General features: G+C 67.5%; 11 protein-coding genes. 8 read left to right on the plus strand and 3 right to left on the minus strand.

What is annotated here, in order from left to right; all coding sequences use genetic code 11:
- Positions 1-29 precede the first annotated feature (29 nt).
- The 8 genes from ABFX45_RS01735 (at position 30) to ABFX45_RS01770 (ending at position 9372) form a co-directional block, all read left to right on the plus strand.
- On the plus strand, positions 30-1058 hold the full coding sequence (locus ABFX45_RS01735; protein ID WP_233439135.1) for a glycosyltransferase family 2 protein: 1029 nt from the start codon (positions 30-32) through the stop codon (positions 1056-1058).
- Positions 1055-2314, plus strand: coding sequence for a lipopolysaccharide biosynthesis protein (locus ABFX45_RS01740; RefSeq protein ID WP_109630530.1), 1260 nt, complete (start codon positions 1055-1057; stop codon positions 2312-2314). Before ABFX45_RS01735 ends, ABFX45_RS01740 begins: the two co-directional genes overlap by 4 nt.
- A 10-nt stretch (positions 2315-2324) precedes the next feature.
- Positions 2325-3065 (plus strand): glycosyltransferase family 2 protein, encoded by a 741-nt coding sequence (locus ABFX45_RS01745; RefSeq protein WP_109630533.1) that lies wholly within the window; start codon positions 2325-2327, stop codon positions 3063-3065.
- Between the two features lie 10 nt (positions 3066-3075).
- Positions 3076-3474, plus strand: a complete 399-nt coding sequence (locus ABFX45_RS01750) for a DUF2304 domain-containing protein (RefSeq protein ID WP_109630537.1) — start codon at positions 3076-3078, stop codon at positions 3472-3474.
- Positions 3475-3513: 39 nt separating this feature from the next.
- Positions 3514-4701 (plus strand): UDP-galactopyranose mutase, encoded by a 1188-nt coding sequence (gene glf / locus ABFX45_RS01755; protein ID WP_109630540.1) that lies wholly within the window; start codon positions 3514-3516, stop codon positions 4699-4701.
- Positions 4702-4707: 6 nt separating this feature from the next.
- The gene (locus tag ABFX45_RS01760) at positions 4708-6579 is read left to right on the plus strand and encodes a glycosyltransferase (protein WP_109630543.1); all 1872 of its coding nucleotides are present in this window, start codon (positions 4708-4710) and stop codon (positions 6577-6579) included.
- Between the two features lie 69 nt (positions 6580-6648).
- Positions 6649-8511 (plus strand): glycosyltransferase, encoded by a 1863-nt coding sequence (locus ABFX45_RS01765; RefSeq protein WP_233439136.1) that lies wholly within the window; start codon positions 6649-6651, stop codon positions 8509-8511.
- Positions 8512-8559: 48 nt separating this feature from the next.
- Entirely contained in the window at positions 8560-9372 is an 813-nt protein-coding gene (locus tag ABFX45_RS01770; protein ID WP_146772092.1) for a PIG-L deacetylase family protein, read from the plus strand.
- Positions 9373-9404: 32 nt separating this feature from the next.
- Here the strand turns inward: ABFX45_RS01770 and ABFX45_RS01775 are convergent, their stop codons facing one another.
- Genes ABFX45_RS01775 through ABFX45_RS01785 form a run of 3 tightly spaced genes read right to left on the minus strand, consistent with a single transcriptional unit; the run spans position 9405 to position 12291 of the window.
- Positions 9405-10217: a carbohydrate ABC transporter permease gene (locus ABFX45_RS01775; RefSeq protein ID WP_109630551.1), complete on the minus strand. Its 813-nt coding sequence runs from the start codon at positions 10215-10217 to the stop codon at positions 9405-9407.
- Positions 10214-11092: a carbohydrate ABC transporter permease gene (locus ABFX45_RS01780; protein WP_109630554.1), complete on the minus strand. Its 879-nt coding sequence runs from the start codon at positions 11090-11092 to the stop codon at positions 10214-10216. The genes ABFX45_RS01775 and ABFX45_RS01780 overlap by 4 nt, the downstream gene beginning before the upstream one ends.
- Entirely contained in the window at positions 11089-12291 is a 1203-nt protein-coding gene (locus ABFX45_RS01785) for an ABC transporter substrate-binding protein (RefSeq protein WP_233442573.1), read from the minus strand. Before ABFX45_RS01785 ends, ABFX45_RS01780 begins: the two co-directional genes overlap by 4 nt.
- Between the last annotated feature and the right edge of the window lie 37 nt (positions 12292-12328).

A 12328-nucleotide genomic window follows, 5' to 3' on the forward strand; every position in this document is an offset into this window, starting at 1 on the left:
ATCAACGGACCGCCTGGATACTGTCAGGTGTGACGAGCCGGAGCAAATCCCTCCCCGACGTCCCCAGCCTCAGCATTGTCATCCCGGTCTACAACGAGCAGGACTGGATCGGCCGCTCGATCGAGGCGCTGACGACGTCGCTCGACCGTGCCGGTTGGCCCGCCGAGATCGTGGTGGTCGACGACGGCAGCACCGACGGCACGCCGAAGCGCCTCGTCGAGCTCACCGGGCAGTTCGGCATCACCGTGGTGAGCCAGGAGAACGCGGGCCGCTTCGCCGCGCGCCAGGCGGGCATCCGCGCCGCCAGTGGCGAGCGCATCCTGCTGCTGGACGCCCGCGTCATCATCGAGCCGGACGCCTTCGGGTTCCTGAAGGACCAGTTCCTGCGGCACCCGGAACGCAAGGTGTGGAACGGGCACATCAACGTCAGCACCGACGGCAACCCCTACGGCGGGTTCTGGGCCGGGCTGGTCGCGATCGGCTGGCGGCGCTACATGGCGAACCCGCGCCTGGTGTCGTTCGGCGCGGACGAGTTCGACGTCTACCCCAAGGGCACCGGCTTCTTCTGTGCGCCGCGCGAGCTGCTCGAGGCCGCGGCGCGGTCGTTCGAGTCCCTCTTCGACGACGTGAAGCTCGCCAGTGACGACACGCGCATGCTGCGGTGGATCGCCGAGCGCGAGAACATCCACCTGACGCCGGAGTTCGCCGCCACCTACAACAGCCGCGACTCGTTCAAGAAGTTCGTGAAGCACGCGTACTTCCGCGGCACCACGTTCGTCGACAGCTACCTCGACTCGCCCGGCCCCGCCCGCAACGCGTTGTTCGCCGCGATGGCTGTCGGCGTCGTCGGGCTCGTGATCGCGGCGAAGTTCCCGAAGACGGCACTCGTGCTCGTCCTGCTGGGCATGGTCGCGGCGGGTGCGGTGGCCCGCAAGGCCGGTGCGTCCAAGGGCCAGGCGCTGGCCGTGACCAAGCTGCTGCCGGTCTTCGCCGCGAGTTTCGGCTCCGGCGTGGTGCGCGGCCTGTTCCTCGCGCTGAAGAAGGCACTGTCGAAGTGAGCGGGAAGACCGCCGGCAGATCGCTCGGCACCGTCGGAATCGCGGTGCTGATCGCGGCGGGGCTCGGCTATCCGATCCTGATCGTGACCGGCCGCGTCCTGTCCGAAGCGGATACCGCGGTCTTCCTCACGTTCTGGGGCATCGTCTTCGGCGTCGGCAGCACGCTCGCACCGGTCGAACAGGAGCTGTCGCGCCTCGCGGCGGTGGCCGACGTGGCGGGCAAGCGCGTCACCGCGACCGCGGTGCGCACGGTCGCGGTCGCGGCGGCGGCCGTGGGGTTGTTCGGGCTCCTCGTCGCGCTGCCTCCGGTGAGCGAGAGGCTCTTCGGCGAGTACACCGTGCTCGCGCTCGTCGCCCTGGCCTCCGGTCTCGCGTTCGCCGTGCAGTTCGGCACCAGAGGCACGCTCATCGGTTTCCACGAGGCGAAGTCCTTCGGTGGCCTGGTCGTCACCGAGGCGGCCGTGCGGATCGTGCTGCTCGGGCTGTTCCTCCTGCTCGGGCTCAACGGTGTGGTGCCGCTCGCGATCGCGGTCGCCGCCGGTTCGTTCGCCTTCCTGCCGTTCGGCGTGCGGGCGGGCAAGCACCTCGACCTGACCGGTGACGCCGAACCGTGGGGCGTCGTGGGCAGGCGGATCCTGGTGCTGATGCTCAGTGCCGGCCTCACCGCGTCGGTGCTGACCGGCTACCCGGCGATCGTGAAGCTCTTCGCCTCCAGCAAGGAGGAGCTCGAAGCGCTCGGCGGCCTGTTCCTCGCGCTGAGCGTGGCCCGCATCCCGCTGCTGCTGTTGTCGCCGGTGCAGGCGATGGCGGTGCCTACGGTCGTGCGGCTCTCTCAGGACGAGGACGGGCACGGAAAGCTTCGTGGCCTGTTGGTCAAAGGTTCAGCTGCCGCGTTCGGGCTCGCGGCGGTCGGTGCGGCCTTCGGCTGGCTCATCGGCCCGTGGGTCGTCCAGCTGCTCTTCAGCGCCAAGTACGACGTTCCCGGCTGGGTCGTCGCAGGTCTCGTGTGGTCGTCCGTGCTGCTCGGCGCCGTGATGCTGCTTGCCGCGGTGCTGGTCGCACGCACCGAGGGCGGCAAAGTCCTTCTTCTGTGGGCGATCGTCGCGGCACTGAGCGTGCTGGTGCTGACGTTCGCGCCCGGTGACCTGGTGTTGCGTGCCGTGCTCGGTCTGGTGATCGCGCCGACCATCGGTGCTTTCGTGGCCATCGCTTTCGTGCTGCGGCCTGGTGTTCGCGCTGAAACCACCACTGGTTAGGCTCCTCGACGTGTCTGACTCTGTCGACCTGCGACGAGTGCTCATCGTGCTTCCCGCCCTGAACGAGGAGCACAACATCGAGAAGGTCATCGCCGAGGTGAAGGCCGCACTGCCGGACGCCGGCGTGCTGGTCGTGGACGACGGTTCCACGGACCAGACCTCGCTGCGTGCCCGTGAGAGCGGCGCCAGGGTGGCGCGCCTCGCGGTCAACCTCGGTGTCGGCGGCGCGATGCGCACCGGGTTCCGCTACGCCGTGCGCAACGGCTTCGACGTCGTGGTCCAGGTGGACTCCGACGGCCAGCACAACCCCGCGCACGTGCCCGAGCTGCTGCGCGAACTGGACCGCGCGGACATCGTCATCGGCGCCCGGTTCGCGGGCAAGGGCGACTACAAGGCCCGCGGCCCGCGCCGCTGGGCCATGAAGCTCTTCGCCGTGGTGATCTCGGCGATCTCCGGCACGAAGCTCACCGACGTCACGTCGGGGTTCAAGGCGTCCGGTCCGCGTGCTGTGCGCCTGTTCGCCGCCCATTACCCGGCGGAGTACCTCGGTGACACGCTGGAAGCGCTCGTCATGGCGGCACGGGCCGATCTGAAGATCGTGCAGGTTCCCGTCGAAATGCGCGTGCGCGCCGGCGGTACGCCGAGCACGTCGCCCGTGAAGTCCGCCGTCTACCTGCTGCGGGCCACCCTGGCGCTGACGCTCGCTCTCGTTCGCCGCAAGCCCAAGACCGGTTCCTTCGAAGCCGCTTAGGAGGCTCCCCGTGTCTGCGTTCCGATTGCTGGCGATTGTGGTCGCGGCGCTCGTTCTGGTCGTCGTGATCGAAATGATGCGGCGCCGCAAGCTTCGCGAGAAGTACGCGGGAATGTGGCTGTTCGTCGGAATCGGTGTGGTCTGCTTGGGTGCGATCCCAGGCCTTCCGACGTGGCTGTCCAACCTCACCGGGATCCAGCTGGCGGCCAACTTCCTGTTCGCCGCCGCCGCGTTCACGCTGCTCTTCGTCGTGCTGCAGCTGTCGAGTGAGGTGGGTCACCTCGAAGAAGAGGTGCGCACGACGGTCGAAGAGATCGCTCTGCTGCGTTGTGAGCTGGAAGGCGTGCGTGCGGAGCTGGACAAGCGCATCGCGAGCGCCGAAGAACAACTTGTCCAAGCGCGGCCCTGATTTCCGGGCACTCAGGGCATACAGGTAACCTCGCTTGCCGTGAGCTTCGCAGGTTATGACCTGATCGTCGTCGGTTCCGGATTCTTCGGCCTCACGGTCGCCGAGCGCACCGCGTCCCAGCTGAACAAGCGGGTGCTGGTGCTGGAGCGCCGTGACCACATCGGAGGCAACGCCTACTCGGAGGCAGAGCCCGAGACGGGCATCGAGGTGCACCGCTACGGCGCGCACCTGTTCCACACGTCCAACAAGCGCGTGTGGGACTACGTGAACCAGTTCACCTCGTTCACGAACTACCAGCACCGCGTGTTCGCGATGCACGACGGCCAGGCGTATCAGTTCCCGATGGGACTCGGCCTCATCTCGCAGTTCGTCGGTCGCTACATGTCGCCCGAGGAGGCGAGGGCGTGGGTCGCCGAGCAGGCCTCGGAGATCGACACCAAGGACGCGAAGAACCTCGAGGAGAAGGCCATCTCGCTGGTCGGCCGTCCTCTCTACGAGGCGTTCATCAAGGCCTACACGGCCAAGCAGTGGCAGACCGACCCGAAGGAACTGCCCGCGGCGGTCATCAGCCGCCTGCCGGTGCGCTACACCTTCGACAACCGCTACTTCAACGACGTCTACGAGGGCCTGCCGGTCGACGGCTACACCGCGTGGCTCGAGAAGATGGCGGACCACCCGAACATCGACGTGAAGCTGTCCACGGACTTCTTCGACGTGCGTGACGAGATCCCGGCCGGCACGCCGGTCGTCTACACGGGTCCGGTGGACCGGTACTTCGACTACTCCGAGGGCTGGCTCGGCTGGCGTACGCTCGACTTCGAGCAGGAAGTGCTGCCGATCGGCGACTTCCAGGGCACGTCGGTCATGAACTACAACGATGCAGACGTGCCGTACACGCGCATCCACGAGTTCCGTCACTTCCATCCGGAGCGCGAGTACCCGAACGACAAGACCGTTATTGTTCGTGAGTTCTCCCGCGCAGCGGAGAAGGACGACGAGCCGTACTACCCGATCAACACGCCCGAGGACCGCGCCAAGCTCGAGCGGTACCGCGAGCTCGCGAAGAAGGAAGCCGCAGACCGCAACGTCATCTTCGGCGGGCGCCTCGGCACCTACAAATACCTGGACATGCACATGGCGATCGGTTCCGCGCTTAGTGTGTTCGACAACAAGATCGCTCCGCACCTGGCGTCCGGTCAGGCGCTGGACGGGTCTCTGGAGGACTGAATCGCAATGCCGGGCAAGTCCAACCTCGTGGAGCACGAGGCGCCGGAGAAGCTGCTGACGCAGCGCGGCCTGTTCGCCGGTCCCTCGCAGATCGTCTCGGAGGACCTGTACGCCGAGGTGAAGCGGGGGATCGCGGACCGGGAGCGCCACCGCATGGTGGTGCACCCGAACGCCACGGTCTCGATGAACACCTACTTCGGCCGCTTCCCCGCGTCGTACTGGCAGCGGTGGTGCGTGAGCCCCGAGGTGGAGCTCGAGCTCGAGGTGACCGGCTCCGGCCAGGTCGCGCTCGTCGCCTCGGACTCCGAGGGTGAGACCCGCACGGTCGCCGCGGAGAAGGTCGTCGGCGCAAAGGCGCAGACGGTGCGCCTCTCCGCGAAGATCGACAAGTTCACCGACGGCGGTGGCCTCTGGTTCGACGTGACCACCGCCGACGACTCGCTCGCGGTCGAGAAGGTCCGCTGGACGGTCGCGCCGCCCAAGACGGTGCGGCCGACCGCGGTCGTCATCTGCACGTTCAACCGTGTGGACGACTGCCTCAACACGATGGCCGCCCTCGCCTCCGACCCGGAGCCGCTGGAGCTCGTCGACACGATCTACGTCGTCGACCAGGGCACGGACGCCGTCGAGTCGCGTGAGCGGTTCGCCGACGTCTCGGCCGCGCTCGGGTCGAAGCTGCGCTACATCCGTCAGCCGAACCTCGGTGGCGCCGGCGGCTTCACGCGCGGCCTCTACGAGGTCACCGAGATCGACCACGCGGAGCACGCCAACGTCCTGTTCATGGACGACGACGTGCTGTGCGAGCCCGAGATCGTCATCAGGCTCACCGCGTTCGCGAACCGCACGACGCAGCCGACGATCGTCGGCGGTCAGATGCTCTACCTGCTGCACCCGAACTTCCTGCACGTCGGTGCCGAGTACGCGAACCTCGACACCCTCGCGCCGGGCCAGGTCGTGGAAGGCGCGCTGTTCAACGCCGACCTCACCGGGTACGACGAGGAGACGGGCAAGCGCAACGTCCAGGACAAGCGCGTCGACGCCGGCTACAACGGCTGGTGGTCGTGCCTCATCCCGTCGGAGATCGTGAAGGCGGTCGGCTACCCGCTGCCGCTGTTCTTCCAGTGGGACGACATCGAGTACGGCTACCGCGCCCGTGCGCACGGCTTCGCCACGGTGTCGCTGCCCGGTGCCGGCGTCTGGCACGCCGACTTCCACTGGAAGGACTGGGACGACTGGCACAGGTACTTCAACCTGCGCAACGCCCTGATCACGTCCGCGCTGCACAGCCGGTTCGACCCGAAGATGATCGTGCGCGGGATGGCGAAGCAGTTCGCCACGTACATCCTGGGCATGCAGTACGGTCTCGCCGCCACCCAGCTCAAGGCGGTCGAGGACTTCCTCAAGGGCCCGGACTTCCTCTCGGACGGCGGTGTGCAGGCGGCGGCGGACATCCGCAAGCTGCGCGCCGAGTACCCGGAGACCGTGCGGCACCCCGCGTCGGAGATCCCCGGTTTCAAGCCTGGCAGCCTGCCGATGATCACTGCCGCGCCGACGCCGAAGCTGATCGCGCCGGTGTTCGTGAAGCGCCTCGTGAACCAGTTGCTCGGCAAGTCCGCGCACGAGGCGGGCGCTGTCCCCGCGGGTGACGCGGCGTGGTGGCACGTCTCGCTGTTCAACACGGCGGTCGTGACCGACGCGTCGCAGGAAGGCGTGCGGGTGCGCAAGCGGGACAAGGAGCTCGCGGTGCGCCTGTCCAAGCAGGGCGCCAAGCTGTTCCGCGAGCTGTACCGCAGGGCTCCGGAGGTGCAGCGCTCCTACCGGGATGCGATGGGGAAGCTCACCAGCCGCGACACCTGGTCGCGGTTGTACGACCTCTGATTTCCACAACGCTTCGCACGGGCGGTCCGGATCTTCCGGGCCGCCCGCACTACTGACAGGGGAAGGTCTGTGGACCAGAACTGCGTGCTGCAGCGGGTGATCCTGCCCAGGGACGAAGATCCGCTCGACGTCCGGCCGCTGTACCTGGACGAGCCGGAGACGACGAACTGCCACGTCGCGTCCCGCCGCAGCGCCACGGTTCCCCCGTCGGCGAAGGTCTCCTTCGCCACGTACTTCAACGCCTTCCCCGCCTCCTACTGGAAGCGCTGGACGACCGTCGACGAGGTCGTGCTGCGCCTGGCGGTGCGCGGCACGGGTCGCATCGACGTGTACCGCTCCCGCCCGTCCGGCGACATCATCCACATCGAGGGCCAGTACGTCCGCGACGCGGCCGAGTGGGCCGACGTCGAGTTCACCGTGTCGCTCAAGCCGTTCGAGGACGGCGGCTGGATCTGGTTCGACGTCTTCACCGACGACGCGCCGCTGGAGATCCGCGAGGCGGCGTGGATTGTGCGCGAGCCGTTGCCCGTGCAGAAGGTCGCCATCGGGATGACGACCATGCGCCCGGTCGACGCGGTGATCGCGTTGCGCGCGCTCGGCGAGGACCCGGCCGTGCTCGAAGTGCTCAGCAAGGTCTTCGTCGCCGACCAGGGCGACGTGAAGGTCCGTGACACCAAGGGTTTCGCCGAGGCAGCGGCACTGCTCGGCGACAAGCTGGAGGTCATCGAGCAGGACAACCTCGGTGGTTCCGGCGGGTTCACCCGAGGCATGTTCGAGGCGATCGAGCACAGCGACGCCGACCAGATCATGTTGATGGACGACGACATCCGGCTCGAGCCGGACGCGGTGCTGCGCTCCAACGCGTTCGCCCGTGCCGCGGCCGAACCGGTGATCGTCGGCAGCCACATGCTGAACCTGCACTCGCGTGCGCGCCTGCACAGCTTCGCGGAGATCGTCGATCTCAACACGTGCTTCTGGCGCGCGGCACCAGGCGCGGTCACCGACCACAACTTCGCCACCGACTCGCTGCGGGAGACCGCGGCACTGCACCCGAGGGTCAACGCCACCTACAACGGCTGGTGGATGTGCCTGTTCCCGCGTGAGGTCGTGCGCCGCAGCGGCTACCCGCTGCCGCTCTTCATCAAGTGGGACGACGCCGAGTACTCGTTGCGGGCGCTGGAGCACGGCTTCCCGACGGTGTCGCTGCCGGGTTCGGCGGTCTGGCACATGCCGTGGACCGACAAGAACGACTCGACGGACTGGCAGGCGTACTTCCACACGCGCAACCGGCTGATCCTGGCCGCGCTGCACAGCCCGTACGACGTGAAGACCAACATCGTGAAGCACGGCCTGAAGCTGACGCTGCGGCACCTCCTGTCGATGGAGTACTCGACGGTCGCGTTGCAGCAGAAGGCGATCGAGGACTTCCTCGCCGGTCCTTCGCTGCTCTTCGACTCGCTTCGCACGGCGTTGCCGGAGGTGCGCAAGCTGCGCGCGAAGTACTCCGACGCGCAGACCCTGCCCTCGGCGAGGGAGTTCCCGCCGCCGACCTTCGACCAGGTGCGCGCCGAGGCCATGCTGCAGCCGTCGCAGTCGCGGATCACCACCGCCAAGCGCGCCGCGAAGTCGTTGCTGCACAACTTCAGCAAGCCAGCTCCCGACGCCGCCGGCCGCCCGCAGATGAACGTGCCGGCGCTGAGCGCGCGCTGGTTCCTGCTCGGCAACCTCGACAGTGCGACCGTGTCCACCGCAGACGGCACCGCGGTGGCGTTCTACAAGCGCGATCCGGAGGAGTTCCGCACGCTGGCCAAGCGGGCGGTCCGCAACTACCGCCGTCTCGGCCAGGAGTGGGACCAGCTCAAGCGGGTCTACCGGGAAGCCCTGCCGGAGCTGACGTCGACGGAATCGTGGCGAAAGGTATTCGAGCGGTAGTTCGGCCCTCCTTCTTCAAAGAGACGCACGGTCTTTGGGGAGGGACCCGTGACTACAGTCAGCTTTGTAGCGCATCCGGACGACGACCTGCTGTTCATGAATCCGGACATCGCGGCGAACGTGTGGGACGGCCACGATGTCTGGGTCGTGTATTTGACCGCAGGGGACATTCCACATCGTCCCGACAAGCCCGGTGGAATCGAATACTCGGAAATGCGCCTCAACGGGGCGCGTGCGGCGTACGCGCGGACAGCCGGGGTGGCGAACGAGTGGGCGTTCGAACAGATGACGTTCGGTGGCCACCCGGTCGCCACGAACAAGCTCGTGGGCGCGAACGTGCGGATCGTGTACACGTACATCCACGCCGCAGCCGGTCCTGAGGACAACTTCGGTGACCTGTGGCGCCTGCTCAACGTGCCGGGCTTCGAGGCCCAGCCGATCGACGGACGGCCTCCGTACACGTACGACGGGTTCGTCGGCATGATCCGCGGCCTCATCGCCAAGGCCGACCCGGACCTGATCCGCACGAGCAGCTCGATCGGCCACCGCGAGGGCGACCACGTCGACCACACGGCCGGCGCGATCCTCGTCGCCGACGCGAACACCGATGGTGCGGGGCGGACGGCGGTGCTCCGCTGCGAGTACGTCGGGTACAAGGTGCTCACGTTCCCGGAGAACGTCCACGGGTTCCTGCGCGAGAAGAAGACCGAGATCTGGGACGAGTACTGGCCGCACGACCCTGAGCTGAACGCGTTCAGCTGGCGAGCTGCGCTGAGCAGGCGGTACCAGCCGGACGGCCGGGTGTTCCACCCCGGTGTCCCGTGGGCCCCACCGGGTGACTTCGCCAGTTCCGTGGCCTGACCGGGTGGTCTCGTCGCTGAGCAATTCTGACGTCAACCCTTGATTCCGGTTTCCGTCACGCCGCGCACGAGGAACCGCTGCATGGCCACGAACACGATGACCAACGGCGCGATGGAGACGGCCGCCGCCAGGAACAGCTCGTGCACGTTGATCGACTGCGCCGTGAGGAACGTCGACAGCGCCACCTGCACCGTCCACGCGTCCTGGTCCTGCGCGATCACCAACGGCCACAGGAACTGGTTCCACGACGTCACGAACGTGATGACCCCGAGTGCCGCGAAGAATCCCCGGGAGTTCGGCACCACGACCCGCCAGTACGTGCCCCAGTGCCCGAGCCCGTCGATCCGCGCCGCCTCCTCCAGCTCGCCCGGGAAGGTGAGGAAGTACTGCCGGAACAGGAACGTGGTGAACCCGCTGAACAGGCCGGGGATCACCAGCCCGCGCAGGTCGGAGACCCAGCCCAGTGTCGACACGACCACGAACGTCGGCACGAACGTCACGGCCGCCGGGATCATCAGCGTGGCGACGACGAAGTACAGCACCACGTTCGCGTACCGGTAGGGGATCCGCGCGAGTCCATACCCCGCGAGCCCGCACAACAGCAGCTGCCCCGCAGTCTGCAGCACGGCGACGACGAGAGAGTTGACCATGCTGCGGACCATCGGCACAGCCGGGTTGCTGAACAACGCGGCGAAGTTCTCCCAGTGGATCTCGCTCGGCCAGAACGTCCACGAGGGTGCGGCGATCTCCTGCTCGGTCGCCAAACCGTTGCGCAGCACCAGGTAGAAGGGGATGAGGAACAACACCGCCGCCATCGACAGCGCGAGGTACCGGACGGCCTTCATCGCGTGATCACCCGGCCCTGCAGCAACGTCACGCCCGCGATCAGCAGCGTGAGGATCACCGCGCCCGCGCTGCCGTGCCCGAAGTCCTGCCCGCCCGAACCCAGCGCCGTGTAGTAGAGGTAGATCAACGGTGGTCGCGCGAACGGCGGGTAGCCGCGGTCGGTCCCCAGCACGTTGTAGAACTCGTCGAACGCCTGGTACGCCGCGACGAGCAGCAACAGCACCACAGCCACCGACGTCGTGCGCAACTGCGGCAACGTGATGTACCGCAGCGTCTGCCAACCTGGCCGAGCCCCGTCGATCCACGCCGCCTCGTACAGGTGCTGCGGGATCCGCTGCAGCCCGGCGATGAACAGGATCATGTAGAACCCGAGCTGCAACCACAGCCGCAGCGTCACGAGCACCAGCCAGTACCAGGGCGGCGACGTCGACACGGTCCACGCGACAGGCTCCGCGCCGAACCACCCCAGCACCGTGTTCGCGAGCCCGAACCGCACCCCGTTGAAGATCGAGAGCTTCCACACCAGCGACGCCACGACGTACGAGCACGCCGTCGGCAGGAAGAACACCGACCGGAAGAACGCCTGCATGAAGGTGATCTGGTTGACCAGCAACGCCAGTGCCAGCGCGAGCACGAACGTCAGCGGCACGATGAACGCCGCGAACACGCTGAACGTCCCCAGGCTCGACAGGAACGGCTGGTCCGTCAGCATGTCCGCGTAGTTGCGCAGCCCGACGAACTCGGTGGGCGTCACCGTGTTGCGGGCGTCGAAGAACGACAGCAGCAGGCTCCACCCGATCGGCACGTACACGAACACGAGCAGTCCGATCGCGAACGGCCCGACAAACAGCCAGAACGCGCGCCCGTTGCTCATCCGTACAGGCGCTTCAGCTCGTCCCGCACCTTCCCCGCCGCACCCTTCATCTCGGCGTCGGCGGGAGCGCCGTCACGCACCACCCGCGACACGGCGTCGTTGAACGCGGTGCGCATCACCGATGTCCAGTCCGGCGGGTTGGACGCCTTCGCGTTGTCCCGCACGAACTTCACAGCATCGGCCGCCGCGCCCGTCGTCAGCTTCGAGGCCTTCTCGGCGATGCTCTTGCGCGGCGGGATGTGGAAGCCGTAGCCGAGGTTGAAGTCCTCCTGGTAGTCGGTCCGCTCGATCCACAGCCAGCGCACGAACTCCTTGGCCTCGTCGACCCGCTTCGACTTGGCGTTGACCATCGCGCCGAACGCACCTACCGGCACGCTGGGCCTGCCGCTGCCGGTGAGCTTCGGGAACGGGAGCACACCGAAGTCGTCGCCCAGCGCCTTCTGCACGGCGGGAACGGCCCACAACCCGGTCCACTGCATCGCGACGAGGCCCTGGTTGAACGCGTCCGGCTCAGCCCAGTCCTTCACCGCGCCGAGCAGCAGGCCGCCGCTGGTGTAAAGCTCGCGCAGCTTGCCGATCGCCTGAGCCGCAAGGGGATCGTCGAACCCGACCTGATGGTCGCGCACGTAGTCGAGCCCCGCAGACCACAGCGCAGGCCCGCCCAGCACCCCGCCGCCACCGTCGTTACCGGCGAACAGCCCCTTGACCCCGTCCCGGGTCAGCCGCCGGGCCGCGTCGATCAGTTCGTCTACAGTGGATGGAGGCTGGACTCCGGCCTGTGCGAGGAAGCTCTTGCGGTAGAACAACATCTGCATGTCCACCGCCTGCGGAACTCCGTAGATCTTCCCGTCAACGGTGTGCGTCGCGAGAATCGACTCGGAGAAATCGTTCCTGGCGTCGCCGAAGACGTCGTCGAGCGGCACGAGCTGACCCGCCCGGACCGAGCTGATCTGCGGGGTGGACTCGAAGACGTCCGGTCCGCCGTCGGACAGCAGGCTCGTCGCGAGCTTGGAGTCGTAGTCTCCGGGGTTCCACTGCACGTCGACCTGAGTTTTCGGGTACGAGCTGGCGTACCGCTCCACGGCTTGCTGCACGCCGGGCTCGCCGTAGGCGTGGTACCACTGCTTCAGGGCCTGGCCGCTGCCGCCCCTGCCGGTGTTCGAGCCGCACGCCGCGAGCAGCGCGCTCGCGCCCGCCAAGGAGAGAAGTCTGCGTCGGGAGATCACCCATCACGTC

Source organism: Lentzea roselyniae (assembly GCF_039537795.1).
Lineage (GTDB): Bacteria > Actinomycetota > Actinomycetes > Mycobacteriales > Pseudonocardiaceae > Lentzea > Lentzea atacamensis.